Annotated in this window: 17 protein-coding genes; 13 read left to right on the top strand and 4 right to left on the bottom strand. The window is 43.7% G+C overall.

Annotated features, from left to right (window positions below; translation table 11 throughout):
* The first annotated feature begins 3 nt into the window (after positions 1 to 3).
* Entirely contained in the window at positions 4 to 609 is a 606-nt protein-coding gene (locus tag HMPREF0623_RS05865) for a response regulator transcription factor (RefSeq protein ID WP_004166307.1), read from the top strand.
* A gap of 196 nt (positions 610 to 805) precedes the next feature.
* On the opposite strand, the gene rlmD is transcribed toward HMPREF0623_RS05865, so the two are convergent.
* On the bottom strand, positions 806 to 2,278 hold the full coding sequence (gene rlmD / locus HMPREF0623_RS05860; RefSeq protein ID WP_004166305.1) for a 23S rRNA (uracil(1939)-C(5))-methyltransferase RlmD: 1,473 nt from the start codon (positions 2,276 to 2,278) through the stop codon (positions 806 to 808).
* Positions 2,279 to 2,484: 206 nt separating this feature from the next.
* On the opposite strand from rlmD, the gene HMPREF0623_RS05855 reads away from it, so the two are divergent.
* Positions 2,485 to 3,021 carry a MerR family transcriptional regulator gene (locus HMPREF0623_RS05855; RefSeq protein ID WP_002829510.1) on the top strand — a complete coding sequence of 179 codons (537 nt, stop codon included), beginning with the start codon at positions 2,485 to 2,487 and terminating at the stop codon, positions 3,019 to 3,021.
* A 206-nt stretch (positions 3,022 to 3,227) separates the two neighbouring features.
* On the opposite strand, the gene HMPREF0623_RS05850 is transcribed toward HMPREF0623_RS05855, so the two are convergent.
* Positions 3,228 to 3,788: a C40 family peptidase gene (locus HMPREF0623_RS05850; protein WP_004166304.1), complete on the bottom strand. Its 561-nt coding sequence runs from the start codon at positions 3,786 to 3,788 to the stop codon at positions 3,228 to 3,230.
* 85 nt (positions 3,789 to 3,873) lie between these two features.
* Here HMPREF0623_RS05850 and HMPREF0623_RS05845 point away from each other — a divergent pair, with 85 nt between their 5' ends.
* The 3 genes from HMPREF0623_RS05845 (at position 3,874) to rihC (ending at position 8,674) form a co-directional block, all read left to right on the top strand.
* Positions 3,874 to 6,225 carry an ATP-dependent DNA helicase gene (locus HMPREF0623_RS05845; protein WP_004166301.1) on the top strand — a complete coding sequence of 784 codons (2,352 nt, stop codon included), beginning with the start codon at positions 3,874 to 3,876 and terminating at the stop codon, positions 6,223 to 6,225.
* Between the two features lie 164 nt (positions 6,226 to 6,389).
* Complete coding sequence (locus HMPREF0623_RS05840) at positions 6,390 to 7,661, top strand: NupC/NupG family nucleoside CNT transporter (protein ID WP_002829516.1); 1,272 nt, start codon at positions 6,390 to 6,392, stop codon at positions 7,659 to 7,661.
* Between the two features lie 98 nt (positions 7,662 to 7,759).
* A complete protein-coding gene (gene rihC / locus HMPREF0623_RS05835; protein ID WP_002832538.1) occupies positions 7,760 to 8,674 on the top strand; it encodes a ribonucleoside hydrolase RihC in 915 nt (304 codons plus the stop codon).
* Between the two features lie 107 nt (positions 8,675 to 8,781).
* On the opposite strand, the gene HMPREF0623_RS05830 is transcribed toward rihC, so the two are convergent.
* On the bottom strand, positions 8,782 to 9,255 hold the full coding sequence (locus HMPREF0623_RS05830; protein ID WP_004166298.1) for a GNAT family N-acetyltransferase: 474 nt from the start codon (positions 9,253 to 9,255) through the stop codon (positions 8,782 to 8,784).
* Positions 9,256 to 9,362: 107 nt separating this feature from the next.
* Here HMPREF0623_RS05830 and rsmG point away from each other — a divergent pair, with 107 nt between their 5' ends.
* The 3 genes from rsmG to HMPREF0623_RS05815 are packed head-to-tail and all read left to right on the top strand — an operon-like array spanning position 9,363 to position 11,159.
* A complete protein-coding gene (gene rsmG, locus HMPREF0623_RS05825) occupies positions 9,363 to 10,094 on the top strand; it encodes a 16S rRNA (guanine(527)-N(7))-methyltransferase RsmG (RefSeq protein WP_004166297.1) in 732 nt (243 codons plus the stop codon).
* Between the two features lie 9 nt (positions 10,095 to 10,103).
* The gene (locus tag HMPREF0623_RS05820) at positions 10,104 to 10,952 is read left to right on the top strand and encodes a ParB/RepB/Spo0J family partition protein (protein ID WP_002832535.1); all 849 of its coding nucleotides are present in this window, start codon (positions 10,104 to 10,106) and stop codon (positions 10,950 to 10,952) included.
* 12 nt (positions 10,953 to 10,964) lie between these two features.
* A complete protein-coding gene (locus tag HMPREF0623_RS05815) occupies positions 10,965 to 11,159 on the top strand; it encodes a DUF951 domain-containing protein (RefSeq protein ID WP_002832534.1) in 195 nt (64 codons plus the stop codon).
* Between the two features lie 227 nt (positions 11,160 to 11,386).
* Here HMPREF0623_RS05815 and HMPREF0623_RS05805 read toward each other — a convergent pair whose 3' ends face one another.
* Positions 11,387 to 12,079 carry a CPBP family intramembrane glutamic endopeptidase gene (locus HMPREF0623_RS05805; protein WP_002832533.1) on the bottom strand — a complete coding sequence of 231 codons (693 nt, stop codon included), beginning with the start codon at positions 12,077 to 12,079 and terminating at the stop codon, positions 11,387 to 11,389.
* Between the two features lie 463 nt (positions 12,080 to 12,542).
* On the opposite strand from HMPREF0623_RS05805, the gene ychF reads away from it, so the two are divergent.
* The 5 genes from ychF (at position 12,543) to croR (ending at position 17,087) form a co-directional block, all read left to right on the top strand.
* Positions 12,543 to 13,649, top strand: coding sequence for a redox-regulated ATPase YchF (gene ychF, locus HMPREF0623_RS05800; protein ID WP_004166295.1), 1,107 nt, complete (start codon positions 12,543 to 12,545; stop codon positions 13,647 to 13,649).
* A gap of 26 nt (positions 13,650 to 13,675) precedes the next feature.
* Positions 13,676 to 14,374 (top strand): DUF1129 domain-containing protein, encoded by a 699-nt coding sequence (locus HMPREF0623_RS05795; RefSeq protein ID WP_002832531.1) that lies wholly within the window; start codon positions 13,676 to 13,678, stop codon positions 14,372 to 14,374.
* A gap of 26 nt (positions 14,375 to 14,400) precedes the next feature.
* Positions 14,401 to 15,543, top strand: a complete 1,143-nt coding sequence (guaB, locus tag HMPREF0623_RS05790; RefSeq protein ID WP_002832530.1) for an IMP dehydrogenase — start codon at positions 14,401 to 14,403, stop codon at positions 15,541 to 15,543.
* A 243-nt stretch (positions 15,544 to 15,786) separates the two neighbouring features.
* Positions 15,787 to 16,281 carry a methylated-DNA--[protein]-cysteine S-methyltransferase gene (locus HMPREF0623_RS05785; protein WP_004166293.1) on the top strand — a complete coding sequence of 165 codons (495 nt, stop codon included), beginning with the start codon at positions 15,787 to 15,789 and terminating at the stop codon, positions 16,279 to 16,281.
* 116 nt (positions 16,282 to 16,397) lie between these two features.
* Positions 16,398 to 17,087, top strand: a complete 690-nt coding sequence (croR, locus tag HMPREF0623_RS05780) for a response regulator transcription factor CroR (protein ID WP_004166290.1) — start codon at positions 16,398 to 16,400, stop codon at positions 17,085 to 17,087.
* Positions 17,088 to 17,099 lie beyond the last annotated feature (12 nt).

Here is a 17,099-nt window from a genome sequence, read left to right as displayed (position 1 = left end):
ATTATGATTACGCTATTTTTAGCTGAGGATCAAAGCATGCTGAACTCGGCGCTAAGCCAGTTATTAGATTTAGAAGATAATTTAAAAGTCGTTGGGACAGCCAGTGACGGGCAGATGGCCTGGGAGATGATTCAAAAACAATCTCCTGACGTGGCTATTTTAGATATTGAAATGCCGCGGCTAACTGGACTAGCAGTTGCGCAACGAATTCACGAAGAAAAGTTGCCCACGCGCGTGGTGATTTTAACCACCTTTGCTCGGCAAACGTATTTTGAACAGGCGGTTCAAGCCCAAGTGGCTGCGTACCTATTAAAGGATAGCCCGAGTGAAGAATTAATTGGGGCGATTAATCAAGTGATGACGGGAAAAATCATTTACGATCCGGCACTCGTGCAAAGTGTTTTATCTACGGAACAAAGTCCGCTAACGAAGCGTGAGACCGAAGTTTTAAAGGTGGCCGCCAGCGGGATGCCGACCAAGGAAATTGCTCAACAGCTTTTTTTGAGTGAAGGGACGATTCGTAATTACTTATCGGCAATTTTTAGTAAGCTAGGGGTTCGAAATCGGCTTGAAGCAGTCGAACTTGCCCAGAATAATCGATGGATATAAAAAGACCCAAGGAATTGAGCCAGTAGTTGAAGCTCTAGAAAATTCCTTGGGTTTTTAACGTATTTATTTAGGGAGTGGGGCAAACTGTCTTTTGGCGCACGTTTTGGTTCTGTTGAAGGCCAAACACCAAAATAACTTTTTAAGGATCTTTTCATCCTGGAAAAGCAGTTCTTTGGTTTTCCCCAGCTTCATTTGATTATGCGTTACGCAACGTTAGCTTTACAACTGCCTCTACTCGAGCAGTTTGGGGGAACATATCGATTGATTGAATATATTCCACCCGGTACTTCTTCACTAGTGGAACTAGGTCGCGTGCCAGAGTGGATGGGTTGCAGGAAACGTACGCAAAGTGTTTGGGTGCTGATTTTAAAATGGCGTCGATTAACCGCCGGTCTAAACCAACGCGGGGTGGGTCAACAACAATTCCATCAGGTTGAAAGCCCTCCTTCAACCATTTAGGTAACAATTTTTCGGCAGAACCGACTTCATAACGAGTGTTAGTAATGCTGTTAAGCCGGGCATTTTCGTTTGCATCAGTAATCGCGTCAGCAATCGTGTCCATCCCCCGAATTTCTTTTGCCTCACTAGCTAGGGATAAACCGATTGTTCCCACTCCAGAATAGGCGTCCACAATTCGTGAGTTTGGAGTGATCGATAACGCTTTTCGAGCTTCATCGTATAAAGTAACGGTCTGTTGGGGATTCAACTGGAAGAATGCCCGTGCAGATAAATTGAAGGACAATCCGTCAAGTTCTTCGCGAATCGTATCTTGTCCGCGAAGCTTTACGGTCTGGTCACCCCAAATTAAAGATTGCCGTCCAGGATTGATGTTTTGCATGAAGGAAACAATCTCTGGAAATTGGGTACTTAACTCGTCAATGATTTCCGTTGCGTGTGATAGTTGGGTTGTATTAGTGATGAAAACAACTTGAGTTTCCTGGGTAGCTTGGGCAACCCGCACCACCAATGTTTTTAATTCACCCTCGTTATGATGTTCGTCATAAATATCAACGTCGTACTTGGTGAATAGGGCGACCGCCGCCCGAATAATTTTCATGGTTAACGGATGCTGGACGCTGCAAGTTGCGAGGTCAACGAGTTCATGGGTACCTTCCTTATAAAGTCCTGCACCAATTCGGCCGTCAGCCAGCCGCCGGATTTGGAACTGCGCTTTGTTGCGGTAGGCCACCGGGTCGTCCATCCCGATGGTGGGCCGCAGCTCGTAATCTTGATAACCCGCGGGCCGGAACTTAGTTAGCGCTTGGCGAATGACGTCGCGCTTAAATTCTAGCTGGGCAGGGTAAGCAAGGTGTTCCAGTTCGAAGCCGCCGACTTCATCGGCATAGGCGTCGATCGGCGTTACCCGGTCGGGACTCGCCTTTTTAATTTGATGTAAGACACCGGTAAGGTAGCGTGGATGCACTTCAGTGATGGTGGCAAGCACCTTTTCACCAGGAAGCGCGCCCTTAATGAAGCAAATTGTCCGCTGGTAGTAACCGATTCCTTCACCATTGATACCAAGTCGTTTAATCTTCAACGGAATTACCTGACCTTCAGCAATTTGTTGTGCACTCTTGGGATTATGGTAGTAGTGACGATTATTTTGTTTGCTATTCGTTCGGGATTGCGAACGTGATTTAGATGTTTTAAAATTTTTCTTGTTATTCATAAATTACCTCGATTATTGTGTTCACTCAATTAGTCATTCTAACATAGATTGTTGGGAAACCAGTACGGGAGTAAAATAGGTTTGTCGAATGAAGTAAGCAATAATTTTGAAGTTCACTGAAGTAACAAACCCGATTAAATCGCCTTATTTGAACTAGAATTGTACTTCAGTTTGTAGTAAAATTAATCATTAAAGTGGGTGAAATAATGGCAAAAGATATTGAAGCAGATGAATATGCAACTGGTTCGGACGTCGTTGAAAAAATCGAACGGATCGGAAGCCTTGCCACGTTAGGTAACTGGGCAAAGGAAATGGAACGTAGCGGCCATAAATTCCAACATGATGGTCGTGGACGACGCATTTACTCTGAAGAAGACATTCAGATTTTAGAAAAGATGAACGAACTTTTGGGTGAAAAAAACACCCTTAAACAAGCTGTTCAAGCAACTTTGGGAGTTTCATCTTCTAGCGACGAGGACGATGAAGAAGTTGAAGATGAACAGGATCAAGTTGAAGGCGATAGTGTTCCAATGGTGATGGACGAGTCGATGAAACGCTTCATCACGGCTCAAAGCCAGGACATGGCAGACCTTAAAAAACTGCTAACCAAAGTTGTTGAGCAAAACCAAAGCTATCACGAAGAAAACGCTAAGTTAGCTAAGAAAATTGATGACTTAGTAGAAAAGAACCAAAAGGCCTTAGAACAACCTAAAAAAGGTTGGTGGAAACGCCACTTTGGTTAAAATTTAAGGTGGGTTCATTATATTAAAACATGTTGAAGTTAACTCAGAAGCGGGTCATGCAAACGCGCTTTGATCGAATTCTGAATTTCAATTGATGTACTTAACGATACTGCACAAAGGGACTGGGGAACTTTTTAGGCATCTTGGCGATCAAGATGTCTATTTCCCCAGTCCCTTTAAATTACCGCGAAGGGTGCTGTAAATGTTTATTGGTTGGTTAAAACGCGCCCGTATCCGGCGATAAACGGTTGCCACCAAGGTGTGGCATAGCTTTCTCGGATCACCCCACGATTTTGGGCGTCAATCATCAAATGGTTGCCATTAACCACGATGCCTACGTGATCAATGGTTTGACCATGGTTGTAGGAAAAGAAAACTAAGTCGCCGGGACGTACCGCTGTGGCGTCAATACGTTGCGCTTGTTGGAATTGCTGTTCCGCAGTCCGGTTTAAGTTCAGCCCCAGCGCTTGGCGAAAAGCAAATTGAGTTAGCCCAGAACAGTCAAAGGCGGTCGGACCGGTTGCGCTCCACGCAAAGGGTTGTCCGAGGTGCTGATTCAAAACTGTTTCGAGTTGATTGAAAGCCGCTGGGGCAGCCGACGCAGCGGAAAATGACTGGGAGACTTTGGGCTGCGGAGTTTCTGAAATAGAGGCCGTTAATAGCGGTGAATTAGCTGGTAAGCTATGTGCAGAAACTGGGGAGTGACCCAAAGAAAATGCACCCATCGTCGCAATTGCGGTAGTAAAAAGGATTGATCTGTAATTCATAAAATTCCTCCTAAATTGGTTTCGTAGGTAAATACGTTAGTGAGGAACGAAAAATTTTTTTTGAGAAAATTAGCGGGAGAATGTAATGGTACCAACAAAAATCGGGATTCGTCAGTTAGTAGAATTTATTTTGCGAAGCGGGGACCTAAATCCCACGGCAAATAGCCAAAATACGGCGTTAAAAGGTGCGCAGATTCACCGACGGCTGCAAAAAAAGCGGGGCGCAGACTACGAAAAAGAATACGCGGTCAAACGGGTCGTTGAGGTTGCTGGGACGGAACTTACCGTCGAAGGACGGGCTGATGGAGTGGTGATTGGTGATGAACTTTTTATCGAAGAAATTAAAACTTCCGACCCAACGTACGATGAACTTAGTGAAAACACGAAGACGCTATATTGGAGCCAGGCGAAAGTTTATGGTGCCATCCTTAGTCAGGACTTAGATTATGAGCAAGTGACGATTCAGTTGACCTATTATCAGCGACCTACCGACGACGTGTTGGAACAACAACAAACGTTTAGTCGTCAGGAACTGAGTGAATTCTTTGACGAATTGATCAACGAATACCAAGAATGGGTCCGGTGGCAGCGAGATTGGCGAAGTGTGCGAAACCAGTCTGCCCAAAAACTAGCTTTCCCGTTTTCCGAATATCGGGCTGGACAACGGGAGCTGGCGGTAGCAGTCTATAAAACCATCCTCACGGAACAACGGCTATTCGTGGAGGCACCGACCGGAACTGGTAAAACCATTTCGACGCTTTTCCCCAGCATCAAGGCAATTGGAGAAGCAAAGATGGAACGAATCTTTTACCTAACTGCTAAACAAAGCACCCAGCACGTTGCTGAAGAGGCCCTTGAACTGATGGCTGAAGGTGGCTTGAAGTTAAAAAGTATTACGTTAACGGCTAAAGATAAGATTATTTTTCCAGAAGAGGTGGGGGTTAATCCGGAAAATAATCCCTACATGCTGGGGTACTATGATCGCGTAAAGGATGGGATTCAAGACGTACTAGAGCACGAAAATCAATTAACCAAGGAAGTTATCCAAAAGTATGCAAAGAAGCATACGTTGGACCCGTTTGAATTCTCGCTAGATTTGTCGCTTTTTTGTGATCTGATTATTGGAGATTACAACTACCTGTTTGATCCTCGGGTATATTTGCAACGTTACTTCTCTAACGTGGATAAGGGGAATTTCTTTTTAATCGACGAAGCGCACAACTTGGTATCCCGTTCGCGCGAGATGTATTCGGCAGAAATTAACACTGACCAAGTGGTGAAAGCCCAAGAGCTTTTTGAAACTAGTGGTCACGACGTTGACTCTTCGACGGTTAAGCGCTGGTTAAACCGGCTCGGCAACGAACTAACAATCATTCAAAATACATTTGAAAAGGAAAATAAAGAAGCCTTAGTCGACTACCAACCGTTAGGACCGTTGGAAAACGTAATGCTGAAGTTCAACGAAGCGGTGCGGGAATGGTTGCCTAAGCAGCCGGATGGGGACTTAACGGACCAGATTTTGTCGGTATTCTTCGCGTGCAGCGTCTATTTGAAGATTGCTGAATATTATGACGAAAGTTACCGAATCATCATTAAAAAAACGGAAGTCGGAATTAACGTACAGGAACAAATCCTGGATCCCAGTCCGTACCTTGATGCTTCACTCAAGAAGGGACGTGGGGCGGTCTTTTTTTCGGCTACCTTAAGTCCGGTTGATTACTACCAGGAAACCTTGGGTAGTAGCGATGCTTTATCCTTGCGGATGGACTCGCCGTTTGAGCAACGACAGCAAAATATCTTGATTACCGATTACATTGACACCCGGTTTGCCAACCGCGAGGAAAGTCTGCCGCAAATTGTCGCTTCAATTGATATGTTAGTAAGCGCTAAAGCGGGAAATTACCTGATTTTTTGCCCGTCGTACGCGTATTTAGACCAGATTGCCAGTGCCTTTCGTGTACTTCGCCCAGAAGTGCAGGTTGAACAGCAAAATAACCAAATGTCCCCAGAAGACCGAACGGCATTTCTGGATAAATTTCGGACCCCGTCGGCAACAACCTTGGTAGGCTTTGCTGTATTAGGCGGAATCTTTTCGGAAGGAATTGATTTAACTGACGAACAATTGATTGGGGTTGGAATTGTTAGCGTAGGGTTGCCTGGACTAAACGTGGAACGGAATTTATTGCGAGATTATTTCGACGAAAAAAACGGCCACGGATTCGAATACGCCTATCAGTTGCCGGGAATGAATCATGTTTTGCAGGCGGCGGGGCGGTTAATCCGGACAAAACGTGATCGGGGAAACGTGGTACTCATGGATCAACGTTTTGCGGGTTATCGGTACTTAAAGCTATTTCCGAAACATTGGAGCAATTATCGCCAAATCAGTTCGATTTTTGACCTAAAGAAAGCGGTTAATGGCTTTTGGCAGCGTTAGGTAAAACGATTTACCACAAATTGGAACGGACCACAATAGCAATTGATTGGATTTTGAAAATCTTTTCAAAATCTTTAGATTTTTTATTTACATACTAAATATTTGCCGTTATGATTATTACAACATCTGTTAATAAATTGGATTGTAAGAGGGAGATATTCGGTATGTATTTAGCAGTAAATGTGATTGGAATAATCGTATTTTTGGGCGTTGCCGTCCTATTTTCTAAAGACCGCAAGCATATTGATTGGAAATCAGTCGGTATCATGGTGGTAATTAACATTGTGTTAGCTTGGTTCTTAGTTAACTCTACCGTTGGGATTAACGCAGTTAAGGCTGCCGCGGATGGATTTAAAGGTTTAGTTGATATTTCGTATAAAGGAATTTCCTTTGCACTTGCTGATTGGGTCGACGTAAAGCAAATGAACTTTGTAACGAGTGCGTTGCTACCAATCTTGATGATTGTGCCATTATTTGATATTTTGACCTACATCGGCGTTCTCCCTTGGATTATTAAGTGGGTTGGTAAGGGATTATCCTTCATTACTCGCCAACCAAAGTTTGAATCATTCTTTGCCGTAGAAATGATGTTCTTAGGTAATACGGAAGCTTTGGCGGTTTCTGGTTTACAATTACGGCAAATGAAGTCGGCGCGGTTAGTTACGATCGCAATGATGTCGATGAGCTGTGTTACGGCTTCAATTTTAGGTTCGTACCTATTAATGATGCCTGGTCAATACATAATTGCCGCGGTGCCAATTAACATTATCAACGCAATTATCGTCACCACGGTGCTCAATCCAGTTTCAGTAACGGAAGAAGAAGATACAATTGCTAAGATCGGTAGCAGTGCCGATACTGGAGCAACTACGGAAACCATCGAATCAGGTTCAGAAGAAGTTGCGGAAGAAACCGTTGCTAAGAAGCCTGCTCGGGAACCATTCTTCTCGTTCTTAGGTGATTCAATCTTAGGCGCGGGCCGTTTAATCTTAATCATTACGGCTAACGTAATTGCCTTCGTTGCTTTGGCAGCGTTGATTGATGCTTTATTAGGCAAGATTAACCCAGCACTTTCACTAGAAAACATTCTCGGGGTAATTATGTTCCCATTTGCTTGGCTACTTGGTTTCGATCCGAGTCACGCTTTCCAAATGGCTCAATACATGGGTACTAAGTTAGTTACTAACGAATTCGTGGTTATGGGTAAGGTTTCACCAATTTTGAAACACTTCACACCACATTTCTTGGCAACCCTCACCGTTTTCTTAACTTCGTTTGCAAACTTCTCAACTACCGGAATGATTATCGGAGCGTTCAAGGGCTTAGTTGACCGGGAAAAGAACGATGTAATTTCTAAAAACGTTGGTTACATGTTGCTTTCTGGAATTTTAGTTTCCTTACTATCTGCTGGATTCATCGGTGTATTCGTTTGGTAAACTAGTTCAAAAATAAAAAGAAAAAAGATGGACTCGGAGTTCATCTTTTTTTAGAATGGTAATGAGGACGCTTTCATAAAACCTTGGGAGGTAATTAAATGACAACAAAAATTATTATGGATACTGATCCAGGAATTGATGACGCAGCCGCAATTTCGGTTGCCATCAACAATCCTGAAATTGAATTAGAATTAATCACGACGGTTGCGGGAAACGTAACGGTTGATAAAACTACAAAAAATGCTTTAAAACTAGTTAAGTTCTTTAATGCGGACGTACCGGTGGCTAGTGGTGCTGAACAACCGCTTTTAAAGCCGTTTGAAGATGCGGCTCGGGTGCACGGTGAATCTGGGATGCCGGGCTACGACTTTGGTGAAGAACCCGCAGAGGTACCGGCTAACAACGCGGTAGAAGTTCTTTACCAAACCATTATGGCTAACGATGACCCAATCACTTTAGTGCCGACTGGTTCATACACTAACATTGCCTTATTATTGAAGGAACATCCCGACGTTAAGGGGAAAATCAAGAAAATCGTTGCAATGGGCGGCTCAATTGGGATGGGAAACATGACCAGTGCGGCCGAGTTTAACGTCTTTACGGATCCGCACGCGGCTGAAATTGTCTACCAAAGTGAAATTCCAATAGTGATGGTCGGCCTAGACGTTACCATGAAGGCGTTGCTTACGCCAGAAACCATCGCCACCATTAAAGATCTAGGCAAGCCAGGGGAAATGTTAGGAGCAATTTTCACCCACTATTGTGACGGTGACGAAAGTGGTCTTCCGATGCACGATGTAAATACGTTAGCGTATATTTTGAACCCCGAGATGTATCGAACGGAAGCGTACTGGGTTGACGTGGTTACCGAAGGACCGGCGATTGGTGAAACGGTCGCCGACATCCGCGGTGCTTACCACGACGGCAAAACTAACGCAGAGGTATGTGTAGATATTGATGCAGCTGCTTTCAATAAGTGGTTTATTGCGGAAGTTAAAAAGATGCGTGCCTAAATTTTTTACCAAGGCGTGAGGAAAGCCATACGTTACTAACTAATTAATTAAGCAAGCCCCAGCTACGTGTACAATGTAGTTGCGGGCTTTTTGCGTTAAAAGGGTCCTTAATCGGAAAGCAAGCCTCGCTCAAAGACGATTGCGTCGCGAAGGCGGAGGTTATTTTCGTGAATTGGCTCAGAATAGTAACCTGAGTTAACAAAATGATCGGTCAGCACTTTGACACAACGGAAACCGAATTTTTGGTAAAGGTATAGCTGAGTAAAACTAGTTGAACCAGTCATGATTCGCAGCTTTTGGACCCCCGTCGTAGATGTGTGCTCAATCACGAATTCCAGTAACTGGCTAGCAAAATGCTGTCGCTGAAATTTAGGCGTGATGGCCAGATTCATAATTTCAGCAGTTTGGTTAGCGAGCGGGCGTACCACCACGAGACCAATTAAACGTTGGTCTGCGACCATTTCAAAAGTGGTACTACGAGATAGGTAGCTGGCGATGCTTTTCAGGGAGGGATCGGCCAAAAGTAACAGATCGTAGTGTTGCGGGGTAAACGCGCTTACCGGGCGGATGGTTGGTTGCATATAATCCTTCCTTTCAAGTATAAATTGACTTATTGCCAAAACTGGGGGAATTGGGTAAAGTGGAGTTAGGAATATGAAACAATTAATGTTTCACAAGGAGAGAAAAGATGAATCCAGAAGAATTTCGTCAAGCACTTGCCGAACGAGGGTGGACAGTGAGTGACCACCAAATGTGGCAATTTGATACCTATTATAAACGATTAGTGGAAACAAACGAACACGTTAATTTAACCGCAATTACGGATGAAAAGGAGGTTTACCTCAAGCATTTTTACGACTCGGTAACTCCGCTATTAGAGGCGCCACAATTTTTCACTCCGGGAATCGCGTTATGCGACGTGGGCGCAGGGGCAGGTTTTCCATCATTGCCCATGAAAATTTTGTTGCCCGAATTGAAAGTTACCATCGTCGATTCATTAAATAAACGAATTAAATTTTTACAGGCGTTGGTAGATGAACTAGGTTTAACTGATGTGGAATTGGTTCATGACCGAGCTGAAACGTTTGGCGCTAAAAAATCGGCGTACCGGGCTAGTTTTGCACTAGTTACCGCCCGGGCAGTGGCGCGGTTGAGTGTCTTAAGCGAATTATGTTTGCCGTTAGTTAAGCAAGGCGGCCACTTTATCGCGCTCAAGGCGGCCCACACTGAACAGGAGCTGGCAACCGGGCGGCAAGCAATCGCGGTTTTAGGCGGGAAATTATTAGAAGATCGACAATTTGCTTTGCCAGTGACCGGCGACGAACGGCATTTAGTGGTAATTGAAAAGAAAAAGGAGACGCCCAACAAGTATCCGCGGAAACCGGGAACTCCAAGTAAAGATCCAATTGGCGAGAAATAGAAGGTTATCATGAATGAGAAACAATTAGAAATACAATTGAACGTTCCAGAAAATGCTAGTTACCAGATGGTGGAAGTGGATAAGATTCGCCCCAATCCCTTCCAGCCACGGCGGATTTTTGATAAGAAAAAATTAGCGGAGTTGGCAGATTCCATCAGGGAGTCGGGAATTTTCCAACCGTTAGTTTTACGTCAACCAATTGCAGCGATTGAGCGTTACGAAATTATCGCGGGTGAACGGCGCTACCGAGCGAGTATCATTGCGGGATTAACAAAAGTTCCGGCAATTATTCGCGATTTTTCGGATGAGACCACCCGCGAAGCTGCAATTGTGGAAAATTTGCAACGCGAAGACTTAAGTCCCTTAGAAGAAGCGGAAGCTTATCAAGCGATGATTCAAGAGTTAGGATTAACGCAAGCACAAGTTTCACAACGATTGGGGAAAAGTCGTCCTTATATCGCTAACTACTTGCGTTTATTGGGTTTACCGACAATGGTTAAACAGCTTTTGCAAGACGGAAAACTTTCGATGGGACAGGCACGGACATTGCTAGGACTTAAGCAAGAACGTCAATTGGAACAGATGGCGCAACGTACTGTTAAAGAAAATTTGACCGTACGCCAACTCGAGGCGATGGTTAATCAAATTAACGCAGCGAAAACCAAAAAAGCAAAGAAACTTCCACAAAGGCGACGTTCACCATTTGTTCGTGAAATTGAGAATCAGCTTGCTGAAAGATTAGGAACTAAAGCGGTCGTTTTGGAAAAATCAAAACAAAAAGGTAAAATCGAAATTGATTATGAATCGATGCAAGATTTAGATCGTATTTTAGAAATTTTAAATATCTCAATTGATTAAAGGAGTCCGAAAATGGAGTATAAATTACATGATATTGTGGAAATGAAGAAGAATCATCCGTGTGGCACCAATCAGTTTGAAATTATTCGCTTAGGAATGGATATTAAAATTAAGTGTTGTAAATGTGGCCATATAGTGATGCTTAAACGCCGCGAATTTGAACGAAAATTAAAGAAAATTCTTGCTAGCGCTACTGAATCAAAATAATTTAAAAGAAGTTGGAAAAAACTAAAGAAATGTTTTTCAAGGATGAAAAGATTCTTAAAAAGTTATTTTGGTGTTTTGTCTTCAATAGAGCCAAAACTCAGTTTGTTTCGCTTAAAAAAACGACCTTTATGCCTAAATCAGGTATAATGGTCGTTTTTCAGTTAATGCTCGCAAACTATCTGACTTTGGCCTACTCTCATTTTGGGTTGTTTTAATTAATTTAATTGCTACCGTAACAACGAGACGATCAGCACTACTCCTGCTCCCAGTACTTGGATAAAATCAAAGAAAAAGTGGGTCATTATGTTTTGCCAAATATTTTGTGATTTATAGTAAATTAAGGCGAATCCTGCTCCGACAAACATGTAAGGAATCATTTGGAGTAAATCGCCATTAAAGTTATTCCAGTGAACTAGACCAAATAAAACTGAAGATAAAATAAACATTAGCCAAGTAGTTAGCCCACGGTTTCTCCACTGATAAAACAAAGCGTGTCGGAAGATAATTTCCTCGGTGAAAGGAGCCATTAGAGCAGTTAAGCTTCCAAGAAAGCCAAGGGCTGGAGCAGAAACGGCAAAACTTAGCAAAGTTTCTGGGCTAAGACTTGCTGATAAAAAGAGATTTAAACCTGAACGAGTGATACTGATTAGCAGATGTGCCGCAACTACTCCCAAAACAGCAAAGATTAGATTACGCCATAAGTGTTGCTTAAAACGGGGCCAATCCCGTTTTAGAACATCTTTGTAAAGTAGGATAGCTACGAGAAAACCAATGAAGAAAATCAAATCGGTGAACAGTATTTTTCCAAACATGGAAGGGATTAAATTAACAACTGTGCCACCAATAATCAATTCTAAAAGTGGTATTGAAATTGCGATAATTAATTTATTTTTGTTGATTACTAGTGGTTGTCGGTTCATAAGACTGGTCTCCTTGGTTTGTTATACAGAACGTTGGAATATTTTTTTATAAAAATTACGCAACCGTTTGTACCAGACCATTAAGCCAATTGCAAAAAAGATGTCGCAATAGATCAATCCGGTAACAATGCTGGTTTCAGAAGGATTGCTTAGTATACTGAATGCTAATTGGTAAAACTAGTTGAAAAATCAATATTAATCAACGTATTACTAAGGATCAAGATTACAATCGGCATTAGTAGACAAAGTAACAAGCTAGGGGAACGTTTCATACTCCGCCCTTTTTAATTTAATTATCAACTTTGATCGTTAAAATTTTACTACCATTATAACTTGATTAACTAGGTGAACCAAATTTGATGCCTGTTCTAAGTTTTAATCTAGTCACCACCTATTATCTAGACCACTTTTTTGATACCATAGAAACAAGAACACGCAATTTTGAAAGGAAAGTGTAATTAACATGTCATTAACAGCTGGTATTGTGGGCTTGCCCAACGTCGGCAAGTCGACCTTATTTAACGCAATTACGAAGGCGGGCGCCGAAATGGCGAACTATCCGTTTGCGACGATTGACCCTAACGTGGGGATGGTAGAGGTTCCCGATGCGCGGTTAGCACGGATTCAAGAAATCATTCCGGCAAAGAAAATTGTGCACACCACCTTTGAATTTACCGACATTGCGGGAATTGTTAAGGGAGCAAGTAAGGGAGAAGGTCTTGGAAACAAGTTCCTAGAAAACATTCGGCAAGTGGATGCGATTGTTCACGTTGTTCGTGCTTTTGATGACGACAACATCACAACGGTATCTGGGAAAGTCGATCCCATCGAAGATATTGAAACTATCAATATGGAATTGAGTTTGGCAGACTTAGAAAGTGTTGAAAAGCGGTTAGCTAAGGTGCAACGGGCGGCTAAGGGTCGTGATAAGGATGCTTTAGCAGAATTGGCAGTGCTTGAAAAATTGCATCCAGTTCTTGAAGCCGGCAAACCAGCTCGAGCAGTGGAATTCGATGAAGCTGAAATGCAAATTGTGAAGGGCTTATTCTTGTTGACCACTAAACCAGTCCTTTACGTGGCTAACATTGCCGAAGATGACATGGCCGATCCAGAAAGTTCCAAGTACTTTAAAGAAATTAAGGATTACGTTGCCGAAGTGGATCCGGATGCCCAAGTTCTAGGGATTTCTGCTGAAACGGAACAAGAAATTGCAGAACTTGAAGACGACGAAAAGGCTGAATTCCTTGAAGCAGAGGGAATTGAAGAACCTGGTTTGAACCGCTTGATTCAAGCTTCTTACAACCTATTAGGCTTGCAAACCTTCTTCACGGCGGGTGGTAAGGAAACCCGTGCTTGGACGTTCAAGAAGGGCATGACGGCACCGCAAACTGCGGGAATTATCCACTCGGACTTTGAACGCGGCTTTATCCGTGCGGAAACCGTTTCGTTTGACGACTTGGATAAGTATGGCAGCATGCAAGCAGTTCGGGAAGCGGGACGCTTGCGCCTAGAAGGTAAGGATTACCATGTTCAAGATGGTGACATTATCGAATTCCGCTTCAACGTATAAAATTACTGGATGAGGAGCAATTAAACATGAGTGAAGAACCACGTAACGCGGGTGCACAACAGCGGCATCCGCATTCTGAACATCAACAATCGACGGAACTAACTAAGCGTAACGCCGATTTTATGCACCGTTTGCGTAAGGAATTACAGGCAAGCAAATTAAGTGACGAACAACGCCAAGCTGCGTTAATCGACACGGAAACCCAATTGTTAGAAGGACAAAAAACGGGAACGACCGCAAAACAATTATTTGGGACCCCAACTGACCGGTTTAAAGCAATTGTGGAAGGCCCTAAGAAGGCTAAAATGGAAGCTCAAAGTAATAACATCTGGCTTCGTGCCGCGGATAATGGCCTCATCTTTATGGCCCTTTTTGCGGCAATGTATGCGTTAATGATGTTAATTCAACCGAAGTCAGTTCAAGCAGCTCCCGGACCAGCTGGGATTTTAGCAATCATCTTAACTTCGGCAGTCGGTGGGTTTGGAATTGCCTACATTTATCGGTTGATTGGTAATCGTAAAAAGCGGCCATCTTTATGGAAACAAGCCGGAATTACCGTATTAGCAGTAATTTTATGGATTATTTTCTACACGGCCTTTGGAGCACTGCCACCAGTCATCAACCCGATGTTGCCGCTAGCTGGTTACATCGTGCTAGCGGTTGCAGCCTTCGCCGGTCGGTGGTATCTTAGACGAAAGTTTCACATTGTCGGTGGTTTACTATAATTTCGGATAAATAAAGGAGAGTATTGATGAGTAATTGGAATAATAAGTTTACGAAACAAGGATTAACGTTTGACGATGTTTTATTAATTCCTGGCGAAAGCCATGTGTTGCCCAACGAGGCGGACATTACGACGCAGTTAGCAGATAATTTAAAGCTTAATATTCCAATTATTAGTGCGGGGATGGATACGGTCACCGAATCGGCGATGGGCATTGCCATGGCTCGTCAAGGTGGCTTAGGGGTCATCCATAAAAATATGAGTGCGGATCAGCAAGCCGCTGAAGTACGAAAAGTTAAGGCGGCGGACGTTGATTTTGACGATAATCCTAAAGCAGCAGTCGACGACCAGGACCGGTTGTTAATTGCTGCCGCTGTCGGCGTTACTAGCGACACGTTTGAACGTGCGGAAGCGTTGATTGAAGCGGGCGTTGACGCCATCGTAATTGATACGGCCCATGGTCATTCAGCTGGAGTTTTACGTAAAATTGCGGAAATTCGTGAACACTTCCCCGACCAAACTTTAATCGCGGGGAACGTGGCTACTGCAGAAGGTACCCGGGCACTTTTTGAAGCGGGCGTCGACGTAGTCAAAGTAGGAATCGGACCTGGTTCAATTTGTACCACCCGCGTGGTAGCTGGCGTCGGGGTCCCCCAAATCACGGCGATTTACGACGCGGCAGGCGTTGCTCGTGAATACGGCAAGCAAATCATCGCGGATGGTGGAATTAAGTTTTCTGGGGACATTGTGAAGGCCTTGGTTGCTGGTGGAAATGCCGTAATGTTAGGTAGCATGCTTTCCGGAACTGACGAAACGCCCGGTTCCATCATCGAAGACGGTGGGAAGAAATACAAAGCATACCGGGGAATGGGCTCGGTTGGCGCAATGGAAAAAGGTTCTGCCGACCGTTATTTCCAAGGTGGCGTTAACGAAGCTAACAAACTGGTTCCAGAAGGAATTGAAGCTCGCGTAGAATATAAGGGCTCAGTTGCCGCAATCATTTTCCAAATGTTAGGCGGGTTACGTTCCGGAATGGGATACGTAGGGGCTGCCACTATCCCCGATTTAGCTGAGAAAGCGCAATTCATCCAAATTACTAATGCTGGGTTGGTCGAATCGCACCCGCACGACGTACAAATGACTAAGTTAGCTCCTAATTACCATAAATAAACTGAACATTCTTCAGAAGCCGGGGAAAACTCCTTTTCAGGAATAAAATTTTTTGGAAAATCATTTTGGTGTGTTGGTTTTAAGAAAGCCAAAAGTCAGTTTGCTCCGCTTGACCTAAAATCGATCATTATGCCAAATTCAAATTTAGGCATAATGGTCGATTTTTAGTTAATACGCATAATTACCCGACTTCTAGCACACGCTCTTTTTATCCACTCAAACCTTAATTTCTAGGAGGAAAATATGGAAATTTACTACACATCGCTAACCAGCGGGACCGCTCGTTACTATCTTGGCTCTACGGCAGCGGGATTGGCTTTTGTGGGAACGCCGAATGCTGAGTTGACTGAAATTTACCAATTTTATTCAACCGCTACGTTAATCCAGGATGAGTCAGCTAACTTGCCGGCCAAGCAGCCGCTTGCGGAATATTTACAAGGGACGCGGCGCCAGTTTGACTTGTCTTTGGATATGGAAAATGGAACGGATTTGCAACGTTCAGTCTGGCAAGCATTGTTAAAGATTCCGCGGGGAACCACGCTTAGTTATTCTGAACTAGCCCAACAAATTGACCGCCCCGGGGCCGTTCGTGCCGTGGCAACGGCGGTAGCGCGCAACCCGCTTTTAATCGTGGTTCCGTGCCACCGGGTGACTTTAAAAAGCGGTCAGCTTGGTCAGTATCGGGGAGGCTCCCCAATGAAGCACCGGTTGCTTAAATTAGAAGGCGCTTGCTTATAAGGCCAGTATTTTGCCGTTTTTTAAGGATTACTAAAAAAACGTGCTTAAATTCGGGCATTTATCTTTAAATTTGCTAGACTATAGTAAATGAGCGTAAATTTTAAAGGGGATAAACCATGAAAATTTTAGTAGTCGATGATGATAAGGAAATTGTTGAATTATTAGATATTTACATTAAAAACGAAGGTTACGAACCCGTATCAGCTTACAATGGTAAAGAAGCGTTAACCAAGTTGCATACTGATCCGGACATCAAGCTAATGATTTTAGACATCATGATGCCAGAGATGGATGGGATGCAGGTTGTGCGGGAAGTTCGCAAAGATTCGGAATTGCCAATTTTGATGTTGTCAGCTAAAACTGACGATATGGATAAAATTAAGGGCTTGCTGACCGGAGCGGACGATTACGTTACCAAACCGTTCAATCCGTTGGAAATTATGGCTCGGGTCAAATCACTATTACGACGGAGCGAAAAGGACGTTACCGATGACGCTCCCGAAATTTTGGACATTGGTCCGTTGACGATTAATAGTGATTCTCACGAAGTTAAGACTTTGGCGGGCAAAGCGGTCCAGTTGACGGCGCTTGAATTTGGAATTTTATACTTGCTAGCTAGCCACCCGAACCGCGTTTTCTCTGCGGACGAAATTTTTGAACGAGTTTGGCAACAAGAAAGCGTCATTTCCGCGAAGACGGTCATGGTTCACGTAAGTCACTTACGAGATAAGATTGAAGAAGCAACGGGCGGCGAAAAAGTAATCGAAACCGTCTGGGGCGTTGGTTATAAAGTGGGGGCACACTAGATTTTTGGGGAG

The sequence above is a fragment of the Pediococcus acidilactici DSM 20284 genome (assembly GCF_000146325.1).
Lineage (GTDB): Bacteria > Bacillota > Bacilli > Lactobacillales > Lactobacillaceae > Pediococcus > Pediococcus acidilactici.
The sequence above is the reverse complement of the archived record's forward strand: the minus strand, read 5'-3'. Positions and strand labels throughout refer to the sequence as shown.